The following is a 23,683-nucleotide window of genomic DNA, read 5'->3' on the forward strand; positions in this document are numbered from 1 at the left end:
GAAGCGCTGCTGGGCGAGCTCTTCAACCGGACGCCCACGCCCGACGGCGTCCACATCCGTGCCCGCGCGGTCCAGCGGCTGCTCACCGACAGGGGTGAGCACCGCAGTGCCGGCCCGGTCGACCTGCTCGTCGCGGCGACCGCCGAACTCACCGGCCTCACGCTGCTGCACTGCGACAAGGACTTCGACACGATCGCGCGGGCAACGGGCCAGCCCACCCGCTGGGCGGTCGGCCCGGGCCGCCCAGGCCGGCACTCCCTCGGGCCCGGCCCGGGTCCGTCACTCCGCGCTGAGGCGGGCGCTGGTCCATTCCAGGGCCGGGGGGATCTCGCGGTTCCAGGTGTTGAAGTTGTGGCCGCCCCGGTCGAGGGTGATCGACGAGACGCGGGCCGGGTCCTTCACGGCCTTGACGAACTGCTGGGTCGCCCGGAGGTTGCTCTCGCCCTGGAGCGAGGTGGTCACCAGGAACGACGCCTTCGGCTGGGGCCGGTTGGCCAGGTGCCACAGCAGGTCGGAACGCTTCTCCTCGTCCTTGTCGCCGTGGAAGAGGTCGCCGGAGTCCGCGTCGACCTCCGGTTTGTAGTCCGCCGAGAGGCCGACCCCGGCCGCGTACGTCTCCGGATGCTGGAGGGTCATCTTCAGGGCGCAGTAGCCGCCCGTCGAATCGCCGATGATCGCCCAGTTCCGGGCGGCGGTGCCCACCCGGTAGTGGCTCGCGAGGGTCCTGGGGACGTCCGTGCCGAAGAAGGTCTCGCTCCGCGGGCCGCCACCCGGGACGTCGACGCACTGGCTGTTGGTCGGGCCGACCACGGGCCGCATCATCACCAGGACCATCGGCTGCGTCTTCTTCTGCTTCGCCTGCGCCCAGGCCGTCTTCGGGTACCGCAGCCCCTTCAGCAGGTTCTCCGCCGTGCCCGGGTAGCCCGTCAGGACCACCGCCGCCGGGAACCTGCGCTGCTCGGCGCCCTTCTGGAAGTACTCCGGCGGCAGGTACACGTACGCCTGGGCCGCCACCCCCGACCGCTCGCCGTGCAGGGTCACCTTCTCGATCACCCCGCCCGAACGGGGGTCGCGCCCGCCCGGGACGTCCGGTGCCTGCCGCCCCAGCACCTGCACGGCCGCCCCGCCCGGCACGACCTCCTGGCGCGGCGCTCCGGCGGTCAGGTCCTCCCACGAGCCGTAGATCAGGAAGCTGCGGTTCGCGGCGAGCGCGACCGAGGCGAACAGGAACACCTGGACCAGGAGCAGCAGCCCGACGCGCCCCAGGGCCGGCCCCCGGCCACCTCCCGCCAGCCGCGGCCACCGCCACACCGTCGCCGCGAACGCCAGTGCCGTGCACAGCACGGCACCCGCCAGGAGCGTGCCACTCGTCAGACCCATGAACGCGCGAACCCTTCCAATACACCCGGAGCACCGCCAACCGGTGCGCACCCGGCTAGAGCGCCTCCGGGGCACGGAGGTTCCCCGGCCCGGCCCCGTTCCAGCGGCGGTCGAGCGGGCGGCGGTCCCCTGATCGGGCCAGGCCCCCGGGCGCTCCCCGGACACCGGTGCGATTGTTGCGGTGGGATGAAATCCGCCGGTGGGGGCGTTGGGGGAGGCGGCAGGACAGGACCGACGGGGAGGCAATCACGTGACGGCGGCGCAGGCTGGGGAGAAACAGGGCTGGGGCAGGCGGCTGGCCGCCTACACCTGGCGGTACAAGGCCAACGTGCTCCTCGCGCTCGGGTCCTCGCTGGCGGGCATGGCCGTCATGGCGGTCGTCCCCCTCGTCACCCGGGTCATCATCGACGACGTCATCGGCGACGAGAGCAGGCCCATGGGGCCCTGGGCCGGCATGCTCATAGGCGCCGCCCTGCTGGTCTACGTACTGACCTACATACGCAGGTACTACGGCGGGCGCCTCGCCCTCGACGTACAGCACGACCTGCGCACCGACATGTACGACACCATCGCCCGCCTCGACGGGCGCCGGCAGGACGAGCTGTCCACCGGACAGGTCGTCGGCCGGGCGACGAGCGACCTCCAGCTGATCCAGGGCCTGCTGTTCATGCTGCCCATGACCATCGGGAACTTCCTCCTCTTCGGGATATCCCTCGGCGTCATGCTGTGGCTGTCCCCGCTGCTGACCCTCGTCGCGCTGCTGATGGCCCCCGCCCTCTGGTTCATCGCCAAGCGCAGCCGCAAGAAGCTCTTCCCCGCCACCTGGTACGCCCAGCAGCAGGCCGCGGCCGTCGCCACCGTCGTCGACGGGGCGGTGACCGGCGTCCGCGTCGTCAAGGGCTTCGGGCAGGAGGAGCAGGAGACCGGCAAGCTCCGCGAGGCCGGCCGCAGGCTCTTCGGCGGGCGGATGCGCGCCATCCGCCTGAACTCCCGCTACACCCCCGCCCTCCAGGCCGTCCCCGCCCTCGCGCAGGTCGCCATGCTGGCCCTCGGCGGCTGGATGGCCACCCGGGGACAGGTCACCCTCGGCACCTTCGTCGCCTTCTCCACCTACCTCGCCCAGCTCGTCGGCCCCGTCCGCATGCTCGCCATGGTCCTCACCGTCGGCCAGCAGGCCCGCGCCGGCGCGGAGCGGGTCTTCGAGCTCATCGACACCGAGCCCGAGATCCGCGAGGGGACGGTGGAGCTCCCCGCCGACGCGCCCGCCACCGTCGAGTTCGAGGACGTCCGCTTCGGGTACGAGCCCGGCCGCCCCGTCCTCGACGGCTTCTCGCTGGCCCTGGCCGAGGGCGAGACCGTCGCCCTCGTCGGCGCCTCCGGCAGCGGCAAGTCCACCGTCTCCCTGCTCCTGCCGCGCTTCTACGACGCCGACCACGGCACCGTCCGCGTCGGCGGCCACGACGTGCGCGAGCTGACCTACGACTCCCTGCGCGGCTCCATCGGCCTGGTGCCCGAGGACTCCTTCCTCTTCTCCGACACCCTCCGCGCCAACATCGCCTACGGACGTCCCGGCGCCTCCGAGGACGAGATCCGCGCCGCCTCCCGCGCCGCCCAGGCCGAAGGCTTCATCGAGGCCCTCCCCGACGGCTACGACACCAAGGTCGGAGAGCAGGGCCTCACCCTCTCCGGCGGCCAGCGCCAGCGCGTCGCGCTCGCCCGCGCCATCCTCACCGACCCCCGCCTGCTCCTCCTGGACGACGCCACCTCGGCCGTCGACGCCCGCGTCGAGCACGAGATCCACGAGGCGCTGCGGGCCGTCATGGCCGGCCGCACCACCCTGCTGATCGCCCACCGCCGCTCCACCCTCGCGCTCGCCGACCGGATCGCCGTACTGGAGCACGGGCGGCTCGCCGACATCGGCACGCACGAGGAGCTGGAGCACCGCTCGGCGCTGTACCGGCGGCTGCTCACCGACCCCGAGGTCCTCGGCGCGCACTCGCCGCGCACCCCGGACGCGCCGTCCATGGCGGAGTTCGAGCGGGACCTGGAGAAGGACATCGAGCTCGAAGCGGAGATCGACTCCGAGCAGGTGAGCGCCAAGCGGCGCGTCGCCGACGGGGTCACCCCCGAGCTGTGGCGACGCCAGGACCGGGCCGAGGCCGACCCGGCGCCGGGCGCCACCCCCGAACTGCTGGCGCAGGTGGCCGCGCTGCCGCCCGCCGACGACGAGCCGGGCGTGGACGAGGCCCGCTCCGCGGCCGCCGAGGAGAGCTACGGCCTGCGCAGGCTGCTGACCGGCTTCTGGACCCCGCTCGCCGTCAGCCTCGGCCTGGTCGCCCTCGACGCGGGCTCCGGGCTGCTGCTGCCCGTCCTGATCCGGCACGGCATCGACCAGGGCGTGGAGCAGGCCGCCCTCGGCGCGGTGTGGGCGGCGTCCCTGCTCGCCCTCGCGGTGGTCCTCGGGCAGTGGGCCGCGCAGTTCGCCGAGACCCGGATGACCGGGCGCACCGGCGAGCGCGTCCTCTACTCCCTGCGCGTCAAGATCTTCGCGCAGCTCCAGCGCCTCGGCCTGGACTACTACGAGCGCGAACTCACCGGCAAGATCATGACCCGGATGACCACCGACGTGGACTCCCTGTCGAGCTTCCTGCAGACCGGGCTCGTCACCGCCGTCGTCTCCGTCCTGACCTTCTTCGGCATCCTGATCGCCCTGCTCGTCCTCGACGTCGGGCTCGCCCTGATCGTCTTCGCCACCCTGCCCGTGCTGGTCATCGGCACGATCGTGTTCCGCCGCAAGTCGGTGGCCGCGTACGAGCTGGCGCGCGACCGGGTCAGCCTGGTCAACGCCGACCTCCAGGAGTCCGTGGCCGGGGTCCGGCTGGTGCAGGCCTTCCGCCGGCAGGACGCGGGCCGGGCCCGGTTCGCCGAGCGCAGCGACTCGTACCGCGAGGCGCGGGTGCGCGGCCAGTGGCTGATCTCGGTCTACTTCCCGTTCGTGCAACTGCTGTCCTCGGGCGCGGCGGCGGCCGTGCTGATCGTCGGCGCGGGCCGGGTCGAGGCGGCCACCCTCACCACCGGCGCGCTGGTGGCGTACCTGCTCTACATCGACCTGTTCTTCGCCCCGGTCCAGCAGCTCTCCCAGGTGTTCGACGGGTACCAGCAGGCCACCGTCTCCCTCGGCCGGATCCAGGACCTGCTGCGCGAGCCCACCACCACACCCCGCCCGGCCGACCCCCGCGAGGTCACCGCGCTGCGCGGCGAGATCGCCTTCGAGGGCGTGCGCTTCCGGTACGGCACCGCCGAGGAGCGCGGCGCGAAGGGCGAGGCGCTGGCCGGGATCAGCCTGCGGATACCCGCCGGGCAGACCGTCGCCTTCGTCGGCGAGACCGGCGCCGGCAAGTCCACCCTGGTCAAGATGGTGGCCCGGTTCTACGACCCGACCGCCGGCCGGGTCACCGCCGACGGCACCGACCTGCGGGAGCTGGACCTGACGGCGTACCGCCACCGGCTCGGGGTCGTCCCCCAGGAGCCGTACCTCTTCCCGGGGACGGTCCGCGACGCCATCGCCTACGGCCGGCCCGGGGCGAGCGACGCCGAGGTGGAGGCCGCCGCCCGCGCGGTCGGCGCCCACGACATGATCGCCACCCTGGACGGCGGCTACCTGCACTCCGTCGCCGAGCGCGGCCGCAACCTCTCGGCCGGCCAGCGCCAGCTGATCGCGCTGGCCCGGGCCGAGCTGGTCGACCCGGACGTGCTGCTGCTCGACGAGGCCACCGCGGCCCTGGACCTGGCCACCGAGGCGCAGGTCAACCGGGCCACCGAGCGCCTCGCGGGCAAGCGCACCACCCTCGTGGTGGCCCACCGGCTGACCACCGCCGCCCGGGCCGACCGGGTGGTGGTCATGGACCGGGGCCGGGTCGTCGAGGACGGCACCCACGCGGAACTGCTGGCCCGCGGCGGGCGGTACGCGGTGCTGTGGCGGACCTTCGCCGGCGAGGACAAGCCGGCCGCGGCGGCGTAGCCGGCCCGCCGCGCGGCCGCCGTCACAGGGGCGCCCCCGGGATCAGAGCTCGCCGAAGAGCAGGTTCCCGGGGGCGTCCTCGTCGTCACCGGTGTAGTACTCGCGCACGGCGTCGAGCAGCTCGTCCACCGACAGGTAGCCGTCGTGGTTCTTGTCGATCTTCGCGAAGAGGGTGTCCGCGTCGGCGGGCTCCAGCCGGGTGTCGAAGGCCAGCTGCGCCTTGTGGAACTCCTCGGGGCTGATGTGCCCGTCGCCGTTGGTGTCGACGACCGTGAGGATCGCCTTCATCATCGGCCGGAAGGACTTCTCGTAGGCGGGGCCTCCGTCCTTGTACAGGCGGGTCATGCCGTCCCGGTACTGCACGGGGGTCAGCTTCTGGTCCTGGCCGACGCCGAGCTCGTTGAAGAGGTCCACCCAGAAGTCGGTGAGCCCGCGGAACACCTCGGTCGCCTTGGGGGAGTCGGCGGGCTCCGACAGGGCCGTCAGCAGCCGCGACCCGAGCGCGATCATGTCCTTCTCGTCGATCACCCCGTTGTCGTCGGCGTCCAGGTGCGCGAACGCGCGCTCCAGCTTGCGGTCGAGCAGATCGGTCGTCATGTCGGCTGCCTTTCACGGCTACGGTGTGCGTTCGGTCGATCGCCCAGGGTAGTGCAACCTTCCGGGGCGACTGAGCGTCGTACGTGAGTGCGTGTTACGTACGACCGATCGGGGGGTCAGGATGAGGCAGGGCCGCAAGTGGCGGGGGCGGGTCGTGTCCCTGGGAGTGTCCGGGGGTGCGCTGTGGCTCGCGGTCGGGGGCGTCCTCGCGGCGCCGGCCGCGTCGGCGGCGACCGGAGGCTGCGAAGGGCAGCTGGTCAGGTCCATGCCGCTGCCCGGTGCCGAGGTGCGGGTGTACAAGGGCCGCACCCAGGTCTGCGCGATGACCGTCGCCCTGCGGCCGGGGGAGCGCCGCCACATGGCGGTGAGCGTTCAGCCGCGCGGCGGGGTCCCGGTGGGCGATGCGGGGCAATTCGCCCGGTACGCGGGCCCCGTCACCGTGGGCGCGATCAACCGGTGTGTGTATGTAAGGGGTGAGGTGGCGGCCGGATCCGTCGAATCTGGCTGGATCCTGTGCTGATGCAGCGTCCCAACTGGGACTGTTCACGGGAGCGTTGACCCCGCTAGGTTCACGGGCGACCACAGTGAACTCAAGGGGAGGGTGAATGCGCAAGACGCTTGGCCGGGTGCTGCCCGTCGCGGTGCTGATCGGCACCATGGGCACGGCCGGTTTCACGGCTCAGACGGCCACCGCCGCAGAGCCGGCCGCCGCAGCGCAGGCCACCGCCGGACAGGGCTCCGCAGCGGACATCAAGGACCAGATCCTCGCGATCCCGGGCATGAGCCTGATCGAGGAGAAGCCGTACCCCGGCTACAGATTCTTCGTACTGAACTACGAGCAGCCGGTCGACCACCGGCAGCCGTGGAAGGGCACCTTCAAGCAGCGCGTCACCCTGCTGCACAAGGACGTCTCCCGGCCCACGGTGTTCTTCACCTCGGGCTACAACGTCAACACCAACCCGCGCCGCGCGGAGCCGACGACCATAATCGACGGCAACCAGCTGTCCATGGAGTATCGATTCTTCAACCCGTCCCGCCCCGACCCGGCGGACTGGTCGAAGCTCGACATCTGGCAGGCCGCCAGCGACCAGCACCGCCTCTTCACCGCCCTGAAGAAGCTCTACCCCAAGAACTGGCTCTCCACGGGCGCCAGCAAGGGCGGCATGACGGCGACGTACTTCGAGCGCTTCTACCCGCGCGACATGGACGGTGTCGTCGCCTACGTGGCGCCCAACGACGTCGTCAACAAGGAGGACTCGGCCTACGACCGGTTCTTCAACAAGGTCGGCACCAAGGAGTGCCGCGACAAGCTGAACAACGTCCAGCGCGAGGCCCTGATCCGCCGCGAGCCGCTGGAGGCCAAGTACAAGGCCGCCGCCGCCGAGAACGGCTGGACCTTCAACACCGTCGGCAGCCTCGACAAGGCCTTCGAGGCCGTGGTCCTCGACTACACCTGGGCCTTCTGGCAGTACAGCCTGCTCGCCGACTGCGCCACCATCCCGGACGCCAAGACCGCCACCGACCAGCAGATCTGGGACACGGTCGACACGATCTCCGGCTTCTCGGCCTACGCCGACCAGGGCCTGGAGACGTACACGCCGTACTACTACCAGGCCGGTACGCAGCTCGGTTCGCCCGACATCAAGCAGCCGCACCTCAAGGGCCTGAGCCGGTACGGCTACCAGCCGCCGCGCAACTTCGTGCCGCGCGACATCCCGATGACCTTCCGGCCGGCGGCCATGGCGGACGTGGACACCTGGGTCCGCAACAACGCCGACCAGATGCTGTTCGTGTACGGGCAGAACGACCCGTGGGGCGCCGAGCCCTTCCACCTCGGGTACGGGGTGCGCGACAGCTACGTGATGACCGCTCCGGGCGCCAACCACGGGGCCAACGTCGCCAAGCTCCAGGACGGCGAGAAGGCCCTCGCGACCGCGCGGATCCTCCAGTGGGCCGGAGTGGCCCCCGCCGCCGACGTGTTCCGCACGGACGGGGCCGCCCCGCGGACGGCGGCGCCGCTCGCCGCGCCGGACCCGGTGCTCGACCAGACCGACCTGCGCCGCGACTCGCTGCGCCGGTAAGGGTCCCCGACGGGCTGCCGTACCGGGGTGCGAGCGCCTCAGTACGACAGCCCGTGGCCCAGCGGGTAGCGGCCCGGGACGGGCACCGGGAGCCGGCCCGACGGCCGGCTCGCGCCCGTCAGCACCCGGGCCGCCGCCCGCATCTCCACGTCCGTCCACGTGTACGTGGCCACCTCGGCCGCGCATGTGGGCAGCCGTGCCGGGTCGTACGGGTTGCGGACCGCCACCAGCACCACCGGAACGCCCGTCGCGACCAGCTCCGCCACCAGCGTGCGCTGCGGACTCTCCCCCTCCGGGACGTTGTACGTGCACACCAGCACCGCCGCGTGCCCCGGGGCGGCCGCCGCCGCACGCTCGGACGGGAGCGCCTGCGCCCGGCACCCCAGGGCGGTCAGCTCCCGCGCCAGGACCGTCGTCGGGGGGCCCGTGGTGCCCGTGGGGGAGACCGGGTCGGTCCCGGTGACCAGCAGCCGCGGCCCGGCCGACGCGTCCAGCGGCAGCAGCCCGCGCGGATTGGCCAGCAGGGTCGTCGTACCCGCCGCGACGGCGTCGGCGGCCGCCAGGTGCCCGCCCGTCCCCACCGCCGCGTCCACCGCCGCGTCCGAGGTGTACGGGTCCGCGAACAGGCCCCGGCGGGCCTTCAGCTCCAGGATCCGCAGCACCGACTCCTCGACCCGGCCGCGCGCCAGCTCGCCCGACTCCACCGCCGCCAGCACGCTGCGCTGGGCCAGCCCCAGGTCGGGCGCGTTCAGCAGCAGGTCGCAGCCCGCCTTCAGGGCCAGCACCGGCACCCGGTCGTCCCCGTACTTCTGCCGGACCCCGGCCATGTCGAGGGCGTCGGTGACCACCACCCCGCGGAAGCCCAGCTGTTCGCGCAGCAGGCCCGTCACGATGGGCCGCGAGAGGGTGGCCGGGTCCCCCGAGGGGTCGAGCGCGGGGAAGACGATGTGCGCCGTCATGATCACGTCCACGCCCGCGCGCACCGCCGCCCGGAACGGCGGCGCGTCCAGCTCCTCCCACTGGGCGCGGGTGTGCCGCATCACCGGCAGCCCGACGTGGCTGTCCGTCTCGGTGTCCCCGTGGCCCGGGAAGTGCTTCGCCGCGGCCGCCACCCCCGCCCCCTGGTAGCCGCGCACCTGGGCCGCGGCCAGGGCGGCGACGGCGGCCGGGTCGGAGCCGAAGGAGCGCACGCCGATCACCGGGTTGGCCGGATTGACGTTCACGTCGGCCACCGGGGCCCAGTCCTGCCGGATGCCCAGCGCCGCCAGCTCCGTCCCCGCCACGCGGGCGGCCCGGCGGGCCCCCTCGGCGGAACCCGCCGCGCCGAGCGCCATCGCCCCGGGCAGCAGGGTCGCGGGCCGGCCGATCCTGGCGACGGCCCCGTGCTCCTGGTCCACCGACAGCAGCAGCGGGATCCCCGCCCCCGAGTCCGCGGCGGCCCGCTGGAGCCCGTTGGACAGGGCGGCGATCTGGTGCGGGGCACGGGTGTTGTGGGCCCACGCGAAGTAGACGACCCCGCCCAGGTGGTAGCGGGCCACCAGCTCGGCGGCGGTGCGCACCCCGAAGTGCTTCAGGTTCAGCTCGGCGTCCGCCGGATCGGGGTCCGTCGCCGAATGCCCGTAGGCCCGGGACACGAACAGCTGCCCCACCAGCTCGGGCAGCCCGAGCCCGGAGACCTGCGCCCGCAGCCGCTCCCGGTCCGGCGTGCGGCCCGGCGGCCCGGCGGGGGCGCGGGAGTCGTCCGGGGTCCGGGGCGCGGCGGTGGAGGCCGTGGAGGCGGCCCCGGCGGCTCCGGCGGCCGTGACGGCGGCCATGGCGGCGGCGGCGAGCAGAGCCCGGCGGGAGGCGTGGTTCGGCACCCGTGGGACCCTACTGCCGTACCCCGCGCCATGCCTGACGGACACTCGGGAATGGCCCGTTAGGGCCTAAGGGCGCTCCCGGGCCGCCGCCCAGTGCTCCTGGAGGGTGCGTACGGTCTCGGTGATCGCGGGCCGGCGGGACGCTCCCGTCCGCCACAGGGCGTACAGCCTGCGTACCGGACCCGGCTCCAGCGCCACGGCCACCGCGCCCGGCGGCAGCGCGCCCGTGCCCAGCCGGGGCACGACCGCGACCCCGAGACCGGCCGCGACCAGCGCGACGATCGTGTGGTTCTCCTCGGCGGTGTGCACGATGTCGGGCTCGAACCCGGCCGTGCGCATGGTCCGCACCAGCCAGTCGTGGCACACCCGCCCGGGCGGCTGGCACACCCACCGCTGGCCCCCGAGGTCCGTCCGGCGCACCACCCGCCGGGTGGTGAAGGGGTGTCCGGCCGGGACCACCAGGTCGCAGGGGTCGTCGCCGATGACCGCCTGCTCCACGCCCTCGGGGGCGGGCAGCGGGGCGATGTCCCAGTCGTGGGCCACGGCCAGGTCGGTGACGCCCCGGGCGACCAGGTCCACCGACAGGTGGGGGTCCACCTCCGTCAGGCGTACGTCCAGCGCCGGATGGCGGCCCGCCAGGTCGGCCAGCACCCCCGGCAGCAGCCCGCGCGCCGCCGAGGCGAAGGCGGCCACCGTCAGCAGCCCGCTCGGCCGCCCGCGCCGCTCCTCAAGGGTGGTCTCGGCCCGCTCCACGATCGCCAGCAGCTCATGGGCGGTGTCGGCCAGGTGCCGGGCCTCCTCGGTGAGCGCGACCCCGCGCCCGCGCCGCTCCAGCAGCGTCGTGCGGGTCTCCCGCTCCAGCTTGGCGATCTGCTGCGAGACCGCGGAGGGGGTGTAGCCGAGTGCGGCCGCCGCGCCCGCGACCGAACCGTGGACGGAGACGGCGTGCAGGGCGCGCAGCCGGGAGAGGTCGAGCATCCACCAATCGTAAGCACTGCTTCATCCATCCCGGTAGGGATCCGCGCTGGTGCTACATGGTCCGGGCGCCGATGCTCGGAGCATGCGTCCCGTACACACCGCACTCGCCGTACTCGTCGCCGCCGTCTGGGGGTTCAACTTCGTCGTCATCGAGATCGGACTCGGCCACTTCCCGCCGCTGCTCCTGTCCGCGCTGCGCTTCCTCGTCGCCGCGCTGCCCGCCGTGTTCTTCGTGGGGCGCCCCAAGGTCGCCTGGAAGTGGATCCTCGGGGTCGGGGCCGCCCTCGGCATCGCCAAGTTCGGGCTGCTGTTCACGGGGATGGCCGCCGGGATGCCGGCCGGGCTGTCCTCGCTCGTGCTCCAGGTCCAGGCCGTCTTCACCGCCGCCCTGGCCGCGGTCGTACTGCGCGAGCGGCCCGGCCCGGTGCGGCTGCTGGGCATGGCCGTGGCGCTGGCCGGGATCGCGGTGGCCGCCGTGGACCGGGGCCTGTCCGGGCCCGTCACCGGCTTCGTCCTCGTCGTCGCGGCCGCCGCCTGCTGGGGCGTGTCCAACGTGCTCACCCGCAGGGCGGCCCCGCCCGACGCGCTGAACTTCATGGTCTGGGTGTGCACCGTCCCGGTGGTCCCGCTGTTCGCGCTCTCGCTGCTGCTGGAGGGGCCCGAACGGGACCTGGCCGCGCTGCGCGCCCTGGACTGGTCCGGGGTGGCCGTCATCGGCTACGTCGCCTGGGTGTCCACCGTGTTCGGCTTCGGCGCCTGGGGCTACCTGCTGCGCCGCTACCCGGCCTCGGCCGTTGCGCCGTTCTCGCTGCTGGTGCCGGTGTTCGGGATGTCCTCGGCCGCACTGGTGCTCGGCGAGGGGATCTCCGGGCCGCGCTGGGCGGCGGCGGTGCTGCTCGTCGGCGGCGTGGCCCTGACCTCGCTGGCCCCCGCGCGTGCGAAGGGGCGTACGGGCCCCGTCAGCTCGGGGAGTCCCCGCGCAGCGGCAGCCGCCAGTCCTGCCCCGTGAGGGAGACCCCGTACGAGCGGTGCGGGCGCTCCGCGACCAGGGTGAAGCCGGCCCGCTCGTACAGGGAACGGGCCGAGGCCAGCACGTCGTTGGTCCACAGCACCAGCTCGCGGTAGCCCGCCGAACGGGCGAAGGCGACGACGGTGCCGACCAGCAGGGTGCCCACCCCGAGTCCGCGCCCGGCGGGCTCGACGAGCAGCAGCCGCAGCCGGGCGGTGCCGGGCGAGCCGTCCTCGCGGACGCACATCACCGAGCCGACCGGCGCGCCCGCGTGCTCGGCGATCCAGACCCGCTCCAGATGGGGGTCGTGGTCCTCGGCGAACTCCGCGACGATCCGGGCCACCAGGCCCTCGAACTCCTGGTTCCAGCCGTACTCGGCGGCGTAGAGCGCGCCGTGGCGCTGCACGATCCAGCCCAGCTCGCCGGGCCCGGGATCCCGCAGCCGCACCGCCGCGCCGGAAGTCTCCATGGCTGCCGAGGATAGCGCGGGGCGGGCGGCCGGGCGGGGCTACTTCTTGCCGCCGCCCAGGATCTGGCCCAGCAGGTCTCCGAGGCCGCCGCCGGCCGGTGCCGCCCCCGGGGCGCCGGCGGTGGGGGCGCCCGCGCCCTTGCCGGCGGCGCGCTTGGCGAAGACGGCCATCAGCACCGGGATCAGCAGCTCGATGACGCGCATGACGGTCGCGGCGGGAATGCCGGTCCGCTTCGAGACGGCCTCGGCCACGGGCTTGCTCACCTTGGCGAGCACCCCGGCCATCATCCCGCTGCCGAGCAGGCCGCCGAGGCCGCCGCCGAGGGTGGCCACGCCCTGGAGGGGGGCCTGGGACACCTCCGCGAAGGCCTGGCGGACCTCGTCGTCATCGGCGTCGGCCTTCTCCTGGAGGCCGCCGGTCATGGCCCCGACGGTTTCGGAGACGGCCTCGCGGGCGCCGTTGGCGTCGGTGCCGAGCAGGGAGGCGATCTCGTTCAGCTTGTCGTCGCCGAGCTCGCCCAGTACGTCGTCCTCGAAGGAAGAGTCGCTCATGCCGGAAACGCTACTTGTGGGGCGATTTCACGGCACCTCGGAGTGCTCCCGGGGTGGCTGAATGTAACGGAAAGGTAAAGCTGTGATTCCGCATGCAACCCTCCGGGCCGGACGCGGGTCGTATGTTGCGTCGGGACTTCCGGGTGGGGATCCGGGGGGATCGGGAAGTCCGACGAGGGAGGGGTAACCGTGAGGGGGTCCGGCCGCGAGGCCGGACCCCCTTTCGTTTCCCCCCGGAGGCCGCCGGTCCCGCGGCCGTCGTCCACAGGCCCCGGCGCCCTGTCGGCGGCGGGCTGTAGCTTCTTGCCATGGGGAACAACGGGGCGGTGCAACTGGCGGTGGTCGAGGGGGTGCTGGAGCGCATCACCTACGCCAACGAGGAGAGCGGCTACACGGTCGCCCGGGTCGACACCGGCCGCGGCGCGGGAGACCTGCTGACCGTCGTCGGCTCGCTGCTCGGCGCGCAGCCCGGCGAATCCCTGCGCATGGAGGGCCGCTGGGGCTCGCACCCGCAGTACGGCAGACAGTTCAGCGTCGAGAACTACTCGACGATCCTGCCCGCCACCATCCAGGGCATCCGCCGCTACCTCGGCTCCGGCCTCATCAAGGGCATCGGCCCGAGGATCGCCGACCGCATCGTCGAGCACTTCGGCCTCGACACCCTCGACGTCATCGAGGGCGAGCCCAAGCGGCTGATCGAGGTCCCCGGCCTCGGCCCCAAGCGGACGAAGCTGATCGGCGCCGCCTGGGAGGAGCAGAAGGCCATCAAGGAGGTCATGGTCTTCCTCCAGGGCGTCGGCGTCTCCACCTCCATCGCGGTCCGCATCTACAAGAAGTACGGGGACGCCTCCATCTCGGTGGTGAACAACCGGCCGTACCGGCTCGCCGCCGACGTCTGGGGCATCGGCTTCCTCACCGCCGACCGCATCGCCCAGGCGGTCGGCATCCCGCACGACAGCCCCGAGCGGGTCAAGGCCGGCCTCCAGTACGCCCTGTCCCAGTCCACCGACCAGGGGCACTGCTTCCTCCCCGAGGAGCGCCTCATCGCCGACGGGGTCAAGCTGCTCCAGGTGGACACCGGGCTGGTCATCGAGTGCCTGGCCGAGCTCGCCGCCGATCCGGAGGGCGTCGTACGGGAGCCCGTGCCCGACCCCCAGGGCGGCCCGGACCCCCTCACCGCGGTGTACCTGGTCCCCTTCCACCGGGCGGAGCTGTCGCTGGTCGGCCAGGTCCGGCGGCTGCTGAACGCCGAGGAGGACCGGATGCCCGGCTTCCGGGACGTGGACTGGGACAAGGCCCTCGGCTGGCTCGCCGGCCGCACCGGCGCCAGCCTCGCCCCCGAGCAGCGGGACGCCGTCAAGCTGGCCCTCACCCGCCGGGTGGCGGTGCTCACCGGCGGGCCCGGCTGCGGGAAGTCCTTCACCGTGCGCTCGATCGTGGAGCTGGCCCGGGCCAAGAAGGCCAAGGTGGTGCTCGCCGCCCCCACCGGCCGCGCGGCGAAGCGGCTGTCCGAGCTGACCGGTGCCGAGGCCTCCACCGTGCACCGGCTGCTGGAGCTCAAGCCCGGCGGGGACGCGGCGTACGACCGGGACCGGCCGCTGGACGCCGACCTGGTCGTGGTCGACGAGGCCTCGATGCTGGACCTGCTGCTCGCCAACAAGCTGGTCAAGGCGGTGGCGCCGGGAGCGCACCTGCTGCTGGTCGGCGATGTGGACCAGCTCCCCTCGGTCGGCGCCGGCGAGGTGCTGCGGGACCTGCTGGCGGAGGGCGGGCCGGTTCCCGCCGTCCGGCTGACCCGGATCTTCCGCCAGGCCCAGCAGTCGGGCGTGGTCACCAACGCGCACCGCATCAACACCGGGGTGCAGCCCATCACCGACGGCCTGCCGGACTTCTTCCTCTTCCCGGAGGAGGACACGGAGGCGGCCGGGGTCCTCGCCGTGGACGTGGCCGCCCGCCGGATCCCGGCCAGGTTCGGGCTCGACCCGCGCCGGGACGTCCAGGTGCTGGCCCCCATGCACCGGGGCCCGGCCGGCGCCGGGAACCTCAACGGCCTGCTCCAGCAGGCGATCACCCCGGCCCGGCCGGACCTGCCCGAGAAGCGGTTCGGCGGCCGGGTCTTCCGGGTGGGCGACAAGGTCACGCAGATCCGCAACAACTACGAGAAGGGCGCCAACGGCGTCTTCAACGGCACCGTCGGCGTGGTCACCGCTCTGGACGTGGACGAGCAGCGCTTGACGGTCCGTACAGAGGAGGACGAGGAAGTGGGGTACGAGTTCGCGGAGCTGGACGAGCTGGCGCACGCGTACGCCGTCACCATCCACCGTTCCCAGGGGAGTGAATATCCGGCGGTCGTGATCCCCGTCACCACCGGGGCTTGGATGATGCTCCAGCGGAATCTGCTCTACACGGCCGTGACCAGGGCGAAGAAACTGGTCGTACTGGTCGGGTCCCGCAAGGCCCTCGGGCAGGCGGTGCGTACCGTTTCCGCAGGCAGGAGGTACACGGCGGTCGCCGCACGGCTCGCCGGCCGGGTCTCGGTGGGAAACATCACCTAGATGATCGATCATTTGGGGTTCCGGCAACCGGCGCGGAGGGGGCAGGATGAGCAGGTTGACGGCACTCAGTGCCGTCAAAAAGACCAAAGGCCGACCCCGAGTGCACTCTCCTGCGCCAAATGGGGGAAGGTAGAGGCAGTCAGGGCACCTCGAAGAAGAGGCACTACGTCGGTGAGGGATGACGTGAGCGACAACTCTGTAGTACTCCGGTACGCGGACGGTGAATACACCTACCCGGTGGTCGAAAGCACCGTCGGTGACCAGGGCTTCGACATCTCGAAGCTCCGGGCCCAGACCGGGCTCGTCACGCTGGACAGTGGCTACGGCAACACCGCCGCCTACAAGTCGGCGATCACCTACCTCGACGGTGAGCAGGGCATCCTGCGTTACCGCGGCTACCCGATCGAGCAGCTGGCGGAGCGCTCGACCTTCATCGAGGTCGCCTACCTGCTGATCAACGGTGAGCTGCCGACGGTCGACCAGCTCGCGTCGTTCCGCAACGAGATCACCCAGCACACGCTGCTGCACGAGGACGTGAAGCGGTTCTACGACGGCTTCCCGCGCGACGCCCACCCGATGGCCATGCTGTCGTCCGTGGTCAGCGCGCTGTCGACGTTCTACCAGGACAGCCACAACCCGTTCGACGAGAAGCAGCGCCACCTCTCGACGATCCGTCTGCTGGCCAAGCTCCCGACGATCGCCGCGTACGCGTACAAGAAGTCGGTCGGCCACCCGGTGGTCTACCCGCGCAACGACCTCGGCTACGTCGAGAACTTCCTGCGCATGACCTTCTCCGTGCCGGCCCAGGAGTACGACCTGGACCCGGTCGTGGTCTCCGCGCTCGACAAGCTGCTGATCCTGCACGCGGACCACGAGCAGAACTGCTCGACCTCCACCGTGCGCCTGGTCGGCTCCTCGCAGGCGAACATGTTCGCCTCGATCTCCGCCGGCATCTCGGCCCTGTGGGGCCCGCTGCACGGTGGCGCCAACCAGTCCGTCCTGGAGATGCTGGAAGGCATCAAGAACGACGGCGGCGACGTCGACGCCTTCATCCGCAAGGTGAAGAACAAGGAGGACGGCGTCCGCCTGATGGGCTTCGGGCACCGCGTCTACAAGAGCTTCGACCCCCGGGCGAAGATCATCAAGGCTGCGGCGCACGACGTCCTCTCGGCGCTCGGCAAGAGCGACGAGCTGCTGGACATCGCGCTGAAGCTGGAAGAGCACGCGCTGGCCGACGAGTACTTCGTCGCCCGCAACCTCTACCCGAACGTGGACTTCTACACCGGTCTGATCTACCGGGCCATGGGCTTCCCGACCGAGATGTTCACCGTGCTCTTCGCGCTCGGCCGCCTTCCCGGCTGGATCGCCCAGTGGCACGAGATGATCAAGGAGCCCGGCTCCCGCATCGGCCGCCCGCGCCAGATCTACACCGGCGAGGTCCTGCGCGACTTCGTCCCGGTCGAGGCCCGCTAGGCCTTCCGGGCCGCACCGGTCATACGGAAAGCGCCCCGCCGTCGATCCCCCCACGGGTCGACGGTCGGGGCGCTTCCCTTTTCCCCGGCAGCGGATTCCCCCCACGGGACCCGCGCCGGGGCGTCGGTGTGTGCCGGGACCCGTTCGGGTCGGGAGGGCCGCTCAAAGCTTCCCGAGGGCACGCGTCCCGGCCGGCGGATGCCCGGACGCCCCCCCAAGGGCCTCCGTGAAACGTCCCCCAAGACGTTTTCGGCATCGCCCCATTAGACCTGTGCCGACCCCGGATGGTTACGTTGCCATCACTGTGATCTGCGTCTCCAGTGAAGGATCTGTGGAGGAGGCGAGGAGGAGATCCACTAGCGGAACGAGCGCAGCCGTAGGCTGTTGGTCACCACGAAGACCGACGAGAAGGCCATCGCGGCCCCCGCGATCATCGGGTTGAGCAGTCCCGCGGCGGCCAGCGGAAGCGCCGCCACGTTGTAGCCGAAGGCCCAGAACAGGTTGCCCTTGATGGTGGCCAGGGTCCGCCGGGAGAGCCTGATCGCGTCCGCCGCCACCCGCAGGTCCCCGCGTACGAGGGTCAGGTCGCCGGCCTCGATGGCCGCGTCCGTGCCGGTGCCCATGGCCAGGCCCAGGTCCGCCTGGGCGAGCGCGGCCGCGTCGTTGACCCCGTCGCCCACCATGGCGACCGTACGGCCCTCGGCCTGGAGCCGGCGGACCACGTCCACCTTGTCCTGCGGCAGCACCTCGGCGATCACCTCGCCGATGCCGACCTCGCGGGCCACCGTCTCGGCCACGGCCTTGTTGTCGCCGGTCAGCAGCACCGGCGTCAGACCGAGCGCGCGCAGCCGGGCCACGGCCTCGGCGCTGGTCTCCTTGACGGCGTCGGCCACGGTCAGGACCCCGCGGGCCGCGCCGTCCCAGGCGACCAGCACCGCCGTCGCGCCGGTGGCCTCGGCTTCGGCCTTGGCGGCGGCGAGCGGGGCGGGCAGGACGATGCCCCGGTCCGCGAGCAGCCGCTCGCGCCCCACCAGGACCTCGCGCCCCTCGACGACGCCCCGCACGCCCAGCCCGGCCACGCTTTCGAAGGACGAGGGGGCCTCGAAGGAGGCGGTCGCCGGCGGTTCCCCGGCCGCCTCGGCGGCGCCGGCGGCCACGGCACGGGCGACGGGGTGCTCGGAGGCGTGCTCCAGCGAGCCCGCGAGCCGCAGCAGTTCCTTCTCGTCCACGCCCTCGGCGGCGTGCACCCCGGCGAGGGTCATCCGGCCGGTGGTGACCGTCCCGGTCTTGTCGAGCACGACGGTGTCCACGCGCCGGGTGGACTCCAGCACCTCCGGGCCCTTGATCAGGATGCCCAGCTGCGCGCCCCGGCCGGTGCCGACCATCAGGGCGGTCGGCGTGGCCAGGCCCAGGGCGCAGGGGCAGGCGATGATCAGGACGGCCACGGCGGCGGTGAACGCGGCGGTGGGGTCGTCGGTGATCAGCAGCCAGGTGACCCAGGTGCCGAGCGCCAGCAGCAGGACGACGGGCACGAACACGGCCGAGATCCGGTCGGCGAGCCGCTGTACCTCGGCCTTGCCGTTCTGGGCCTCCTCGACCAGCCCGGCCATCCGGGCGAGCTGGGTGTCCGCCCCGATCCGGGTGGCCTCCACGACCAGCCGGCCGGAGGTGTTGACGGTGGCGCCGGTGACGGCGTCCCCGGCGGTGACGTCGACCGGGACGGACTCGCCGGTCAGCATGGAGACGTCCACGGCGGACGAGCCCTCGACGACCGCGCCGTCGGTGGCGATCTTCTCCCCGGGGCGGACCACGAAGCGGTCGCCGACCGCGAGTGCCCCGACCGGGATCCGCACCTCGCGGCCGTCGCGCAGCACGGCCACGTCCTTCGCGCCCAGCTCCATCAGCGCCCGCAGCGCCGCGCCGGCCTTCCGCTTGGAGCGGGCCTCCAGATAGCGGCCGAGCAGGATGAAGGTCACGACGCCCGCCGCGACCTCCAGGTAGAGGGCGGAGGAGCCGTCGGTCCGCCCGGCGGTGAGGTCGAAGCCGTGCCGCATGCCGGGCATTCCGGCGTGGCCGAAGAACAGCGCCCACAGGGACCAGGCGTAGGCGGCGAGCGTGCCGACCGAGACCAGGGTGTCCATGGTCGCGGCGCCGTGCCGGAGGTTGGTCCAGGCGGCCCGGTGGAAGGGCAGGGCGCCCCAGACCGCCACGGGCGAGGCGAGGGTGAGGCAGAGCCACTGCCAGTTGTCGAACTGGAGGGCGGGCACCATCGAGAGCAGGACCACCGGCAGGGCCAGGGCGGCGGACACCAGCAGCCGCTGCCGGAGCGCGGCGAGCTCGGGGTCGCGTACGGCGGCGCCGGCCCCGGGCTCCGCTTCCGGTTCGGGCCTCGGCGGCGGGGGCTCCTCGGCGGTGTAGCCCGTCCTGACCACCGTCGCGATCAGGTCGGCCACCTGGACCGCCCCGCCGTAGGAGACCCGGGCCTTCTCGGTGGCGTAGTTCACCGTGGCGCTGACGCCGTCCATCCGGTTGAGCTTCTTCTCGATGCGGGCCGCGCAGGAGGCGCAGGTCATCCCGCCGATCGTCAGCTCCACCTCGGAGGCGGCGGCGTCCGCCGTGGGCCCGTCGTGCACTGTGCTGCTGCTCATGTTCCCGCTCCAGGGGGATGGCCGGGCCGTACGGTCCAGTATGGGCTGGCGGGTACGGCCCGGCGGGTGCCGCGTCGGCGAGGGGCGCGGGGGCTCAGGCCGCCACGCCGGCGAGCTCGTACCCGGCCTCGTCCACGGCGGCGCGCACGTCGGCCTCGGAGAGCGGGGCCTGGGACTCGACGGTGACCTCGCCGGTGGCGGCGACGGCCTTGACCGAGGTCACGCCGGGGAGGGCGGTGAGCTCGGCGGTCACGGCACCCTCGCAGTGCCCGCAGGTCATCCCGGTGACCTTGTACACGGTTACCGTCACGGCGGTCATGTCGTTCTCCTCTGTCGGGGAATGTCTCTCGTCTCAGTCTATACCCCTAGGGGGTATTGAGCGTTCATGGGGCGGAGCTTGAGCGGAGCTCCGGTGGCCGGGGCCGTCAAACCGTACGCAAATGGCGCACGCGGCCCATTCCGTGACGCTCACCCCTCATCATGGCCGTCGCGGTGCTCGCGCCCCTGCTCGCCTTGCGCCGGTCGGTCCGGGCCGGGCCGGCCGCACTCGCCCTCGGGCCGGGCGCCGGGGAGGGGTCCTGGTGACCGGCCCCGTCCCCGTACCGCCGGATCACTCCTCGCGGCGGCCGCGGTTGCCGGGGCGGCGCGACACCCAGGTCCGGATGGTGTCGGCGTACCAGTAGGGCTTGCCGCCCTCCACGTGGTCGGGGGCGGGCAGCAGCCCGTGCTTGCGGTAGGAACGCACGGTGTCCGGCTGGACCCGGATATGGGCGGCGATCTCCTTGTAGGACCACAGCTGTCGGTCGCTCATCCACGCCACCTCCTGGTCCACGGCGCGGGGCCGGCCGGGAGGCCGTCGGGGGAGCCGGCGCGTGGACACTGACGATCACTCGGGTTGTGCCCGGAGAACGACGCTCGGTGAGCGCGGGGGAGTGTTTGTGGACTCCCTGTGACGGAAAGCCCGCGTAGTACGGACAAACGTGACACGGCCGCGACTCCCGTGACGGGCGTGACACACGAGCCGGCCGCGGCGGCAGCAGGAGGCGGCCTCAGCGGGCGTACAGCCCCGGCCGTTCCGCCAGCCGCACCTCGGTCCGCACGCCGCTGCGCGCGGCCGCCAGCCCGGCCTCCGACACGGCGGCGGCCGCGTACCCGTCCCAGGCGTCGGGGCCGTCCACCCGCCCCCGCGCCGCCGCCGCCACCCAGCGCCGCACCTGGCGGTCGTAGGCGTCGGCGAAGCGCGTGGTGAAGTCCTGGGTGATCTCCCCGCCCCAGCGGCCGCCCGACTGGACCACCATCGCGTGCCCGTCGCCGATCCGGGCGCTGCCCGACTCGCCGACCGCCTCGCACTGCACCTGGTAGCCGAAACCGCAGTTGACGAAGATCTCCACGTCGACGACCGCCCCGCCCGAGGTCTCCAGCAGCACCAGCCGCGGATCCCGCAGCCCCTCCGGCGCGGCCGAGGACGGCGTGGGGGAGAGTACGGTCACCGCGGTCACCTCCTGGCCCAGCAGCCAGCGGGCCGCGTCCACCTCGTGCACCACCGAGTCGCTGATCAGCATGTCGCTGGTGAAGAAGGACGGCGAGGCGGCGTTGCGGTGGCGGCAGTGCAGGAAGAGCGGCCGGCCGATCCCGCCCGCGTCCAGCAGCTCCTTGAGCCGCTCGTACTCCGCGTCGAACCGCCGCATGAATCCCACCTGCACCAGCCGCCGTCCGAGCCTGCGCTCCGCCTCCAGCACCCGCAGGGCCCCCTCCGGATCCGGGGTCAGCGGCTTCTCGCAGAGCACCGGCAACTCCCGCTCCAGGGCGTGCAGAATCGCTTCCTCATGGGCCGGTCCCGGCGAGGCGATCAGTACGGCGTCCACCCCGGGCGCCGCCATGGCCGCCGCCGGGTCGGTGTACGCCCCCGCCCCGTCCAGGCCCGCCGCCACCTCCTTGACCCGGTCCCCGTCCGGGTCGGCCACGGCCACCACCCGCGCCCCGCCGACCGTGTCGCCGATCCGGCGGACGTGGTCGGCGCCCATCTTCCCGGTGCCGATGACGGCGATGCCCAGCGTGCTCATGTCTCTCCTCGGAGGTTCGGGGTCGTCAACGGGCGCCGCAGGACCGCAGATAGGCGCGGGTGCGCCGGGCGATCGGCAGCGGACGCTCGGGCGGGCACGGGTACATGTCCTGCTCCACGATCGCGAACAGGTCCACCCCGAGCCGCTGGGCCGCCGCCAGTACGGGCTCCAGCGCGGGCACCCCGGACGGCGGCTCGCACATCACCCCGCGCGCCACGGCCGGCCCGAACGGCGTCCCCTCCGCCCGCACTTCGGCGAGGACCCGCGGGTCCACCTGCTTCAGGTGCAGGTAGCCGATCCGTTCGCCGAAGGCCTCGATCGCCTCGACGCTGTCCCCGCCGCAGTACGCGTAATGCCCCGTGTCCAGGCACAGGGAGACCAGCGCCGGATCGGTGGCGTCCAGGAAGCGGGCCACGTTCTCCGGGGTGTCGACGTGCGTGTCCGCGTGCGGGTGCACCACGATCCGCAGCCCGTACCGCTCCCGGACCTCCCGCCCCAGGCGCTCGGTCTGCGAGGTCAGTTCACGCCACTGGGCGGGGCTCAGGACCGGGTCCTCCAGCATTCCGCCGGTCTTGTCGTCGCGCCAGAAGGAGGGGATCACGACGAGGTGCTCCGCCCCCGTGTCCCGGGTCAGCGCGGCGATCCGCGACACGTGCGCCCAGGTCTGCTCCCAGACGCCGGGGCCGTGATGGAGTCCGGTGAAGACGGTGCCGGCGGACACCCGCAGACCGCGCTTGGCGGTCTCGTCCGCGAGCCGGGCCGCATCGGTGGGCAGGTAGCCGTACGGGCCGAGCTCGATCCACTCGTACCCGGCGTCGGCGACCTCGTCGAGGAACCGCTCCCAAGGGGTCTGGAGCGGATCCTCCGGAAACCAGACACCCCAGGAGTCCGGAGCCGAACCGACACGGATACGGGTCAACGCGGGTGGGGAGGAGGTCATGACGGCCACCTTAGGGTGCGGGGTTCGAGGGAAGAGGGAGGACGAGTGGGAGGAGAGCCTGTGACCAGCGCGGAGGGGTCGGCGACGGCCGGTCCGGCGGACGGGGGAGCCGTCCACGACCTCATCACGATGGGGCGGATCGGGGTGGATCTCTACCCGCTCAAGACCGGTGTACCGCTCGCCGAGGCCGACACCTTCGGCAAGTTCCTGGGCGGCTCGCCGGCGAACGTCGCCGTCGCCGCCGCCCGGCTGGGGCGGCGCACGGCCGTGATCAGCCGGACCGGGGCCGACCCCTTCGGCGCGTACCTGCGCGCTGAGCTGCGGGGGTTCGGCGTCGACGACCGGTGGGTGGGGGAGGTCGCGGCCTACCCGACGCCCGTCACCTTCTGCGAGGTCTTCCCGCCCGACCACTTCCCGCTCTACTTCTACCGGCTCCCGAAGGCGCCCGACCTGGAGATCGAGCCGGACGGGATCGACCGCGAGGCGGTACGGGCGGCGCGGGTCTTCTGGATGACCGGCACGGGCCTGAGCGCCGAGCCGAGCCGCGCCGCGACCCTGGCCGCGCTGGAGGCCCGCTCGAAGTCCGGGATCACCGTCTTCGACCTCGACTGGAGGCCGACGCTGTGGGGCGGCCCGCCGGAGCCCTGGTACGGGCGGGCGCTCGGGCTGGCGACGGTGGCCGTGGGCAACACCGAGGAGTGCGAGGTCGCCACCGGGCGCCGTGAGCCGTACGGGGCCGCGGAGGCGCTGCTCGCGGCCGGGGTGGAGCTGGCGGTGGTCAAGCGGGGGCCGCGGGGCGTCCTCGCGGTCCACCGGGACGGGACGGCGGTGGAAGTGCCGCCGGTGGAGGTGGAAGTGGTGAACGGGCTCGGCGCCGGGGACGCCTTCGGGGGCGCCCTCTGCCACGGGCTGCTGGCCGGCTGGGACCTGGAGCGGGTGCTGCGGTACGCGAACGCCGCCGGGGCGATCGTGGCCTCGCGGCTGGCCTGCTCGTCGGCGATGCCGTTCCCGCACGAGGTGGAGGAGGTGCTGGGCCGTGCCGGTGCTGTCTGAGACGG

General features: G+C 73.0%; 17 protein-coding genes and 2 pseudogenes. 8 read left to right on the plus strand and 11 right to left on the minus strand.

Annotation, left to right across the window (positions count from 1 at the left end; translation table 11 throughout):
- Positions 1-18: 18 nt before the first annotated feature.
- A pseudogene (locus ACZ597_RS23430) lies at positions 19-222 on the plus strand (PIN domain-containing protein); the annotation flags it as partial.
- Between the two features lie 57 nt (positions 223-279).
- Here ACZ597_RS23430 and ACZ597_RS23435 read toward each other — a convergent pair.
- Positions 280-1,380, minus strand: a complete 1,101-nt coding sequence (locus ACZ597_RS23435; RefSeq protein WP_471333289.1) for an alpha/beta hydrolase — start codon at positions 1,378-1,380, stop codon at positions 280-282.
- A gap of 250 nt (positions 1,381-1,630) precedes the next feature.
- On the opposite strand from ACZ597_RS23435, the gene ACZ597_RS23440 reads away from it, so the two are divergent.
- Complete coding sequence (locus tag ACZ597_RS23440) at positions 1,631-5,401, plus strand: ABC transporter ATP-binding protein (protein ID WP_471333291.1); 3,771 nt, start codon at positions 1,631-1,633, stop codon at positions 5,399-5,401.
- A gap of 42 nt (positions 5,402-5,443) precedes the next feature.
- Here ACZ597_RS23440 and ACZ597_RS23445 read toward each other — a convergent pair whose 3' ends face one another.
- On the minus strand, positions 5,444-5,998 hold the full coding sequence (locus tag ACZ597_RS23445) for an EF-hand domain-containing protein (RefSeq protein ID WP_362461690.1): 555 nt from the start codon (positions 5,996-5,998) through the stop codon (positions 5,444-5,446).
- A 154-nt stretch (positions 5,999-6,152) separates the two neighbouring features.
- On the opposite strand from ACZ597_RS23445, the gene ACZ597_RS23450 reads away from it, so the two are divergent.
- Together ACZ597_RS23450 and ACZ597_RS23455 are read left to right on the plus strand one after the other, a co-directional pair.
- Complete coding sequence (locus ACZ597_RS23450; RefSeq protein WP_471333293.1) at positions 6,153-6,518, plus strand: hypothetical protein; 366 nt, start codon at positions 6,153-6,155, stop codon at positions 6,516-6,518.
- Between the two features lie 85 nt (positions 6,519-6,603).
- The gene (locus tag ACZ597_RS23455) at positions 6,604-8,079 is read left to right on the plus strand and encodes an aminopeptidase (protein ID WP_471333295.1); all 1,476 of its coding nucleotides are present in this window, start codon (positions 6,604-6,606) and stop codon (positions 8,077-8,079) included.
- Positions 8,080-8,117: 38 nt separating this feature from the next.
- Here ACZ597_RS23455 and ACZ597_RS23460 read toward each other — a convergent pair whose 3' ends face one another.
- Positions 8,118-9,938: a glycoside hydrolase family 3 protein gene (locus ACZ597_RS23460; protein WP_471333297.1), complete on the minus strand. Its 1,821-nt coding sequence runs from the start codon at positions 9,936-9,938 to the stop codon at positions 8,118-8,120.
- 66 nt (positions 9,939-10,004) lie between these two features.
- Positions 10,005-10,916 (minus strand): LysR family transcriptional regulator, encoded by a 912-nt coding sequence (locus ACZ597_RS23465; RefSeq protein WP_471333300.1) that lies wholly within the window; start codon positions 10,914-10,916, stop codon positions 10,005-10,007.
- A gap of 82 nt (positions 10,917-10,998) precedes the next feature.
- On the opposite strand from ACZ597_RS23465, the gene ACZ597_RS23470 reads away from it, so the two are divergent.
- The gene (locus ACZ597_RS23470; RefSeq protein WP_471333302.1) at positions 10,999-11,925 is read left to right on the plus strand and encodes an EamA family transporter; all 927 of its coding nucleotides are present in this window, start codon (positions 10,999-11,001) and stop codon (positions 11,923-11,925) included.
- On the opposite strand, the pseudogene ACZ597_RS23475 reads toward ACZ597_RS23470, so the two are convergent.
- Positions 11,876-12,373 (minus strand): annotated as a pseudogene (locus ACZ597_RS23475) (GNAT family N-acetyltransferase); the annotation flags it as partial. The gene ACZ597_RS23470 and the pseudogene ACZ597_RS23475 sit on opposite strands and share 50 nt — an antisense overlap.
- 60 nt (positions 12,374-12,433) lie before the next feature.
- Complete coding sequence (locus ACZ597_RS23480; RefSeq protein WP_471333304.1) at positions 12,434-12,946, minus strand: DUF937 domain-containing protein; 513 nt, start codon at positions 12,944-12,946, stop codon at positions 12,434-12,436.
- Between the two features lie 308 nt (positions 12,947-13,254).
- Here ACZ597_RS23480 and recD2 point away from each other — a divergent pair, with 308 nt between their 5' ends.
- Positions 13,255-15,501, plus strand: a complete 2,247-nt coding sequence (gene recD2 / locus ACZ597_RS23485; protein ID WP_471333306.1) for an SF1B family DNA helicase RecD2 — start codon at positions 13,255-13,257, stop codon at positions 15,499-15,501.
- A 183-nt stretch (positions 15,502-15,684) separates the two neighbouring features.
- The gene (locus ACZ597_RS23490) at positions 15,685-16,974 is read left to right on the plus strand and encodes a citrate synthase (protein ID WP_136216460.1); all 1,290 of its coding nucleotides are present in this window, start codon (positions 15,685-15,687) and stop codon (positions 16,972-16,974) included.
- A gap of 356 nt (positions 16,975-17,330) precedes the next feature.
- On the opposite strand, the gene ACZ597_RS23495 is transcribed toward ACZ597_RS23490, so the two are convergent.
- From ACZ597_RS23495 to ACZ597_RS23515, 5 genes are all read right to left on the minus strand, one after another.
- Positions 17,331-19,622 carry a heavy metal translocating P-type ATPase gene (locus ACZ597_RS23495; protein WP_471333309.1) on the minus strand — a complete coding sequence of 764 codons (2,292 nt, stop codon included), beginning with the start codon at positions 19,620-19,622 and terminating at the stop codon, positions 17,331-17,333.
- 94 nt (positions 19,623-19,716) lie between these two features.
- Positions 19,717-19,941, minus strand: a complete 225-nt coding sequence (locus ACZ597_RS23500; RefSeq protein ID WP_470977867.1) for a heavy-metal-associated domain-containing protein — start codon at positions 19,939-19,941, stop codon at positions 19,717-19,719.
- Between the two features lie 291 nt (positions 19,942-20,232).
- Complete coding sequence (locus ACZ597_RS23505; RefSeq protein ID WP_042800909.1) at positions 20,233-20,433, minus strand: helix-turn-helix transcriptional regulator; 201 nt, start codon at positions 20,431-20,433, stop codon at positions 20,233-20,235.
- Positions 20,434-20,671: 238 nt separating this feature from the next.
- Positions 20,672-21,685 (minus strand): Gfo/Idh/MocA family protein, encoded by a 1,014-nt coding sequence (locus ACZ597_RS23510; protein WP_471333313.1) that lies wholly within the window; start codon positions 21,683-21,685, stop codon positions 20,672-20,674.
- A gap of 25 nt (positions 21,686-21,710) precedes the next feature.
- Positions 21,711-22,625, minus strand: coding sequence for a sugar phosphate isomerase/epimerase family protein (locus tag ACZ597_RS23515; protein WP_471333316.1), 915 nt, complete (start codon positions 22,623-22,625; stop codon positions 21,711-21,713).
- A gap of 129 nt (positions 22,626-22,754) precedes the next feature.
- Here ACZ597_RS23515 and iolC point away from each other — a divergent pair, with 129 nt between their 5' ends.
- Positions 22,755-23,678, plus strand: a complete 924-nt coding sequence (gene iolC, locus ACZ597_RS23520; protein WP_471333436.1) for a 5-dehydro-2-deoxygluconokinase — start codon at positions 22,755-22,757, stop codon at positions 23,676-23,678.
- The last annotated feature ends 5 nt before the right edge of the window (positions 23,679-23,683 follow it).

The sequence above is a fragment of the Streptomyces sp. NPDC040718 genome (assembly GCF_055593565.1).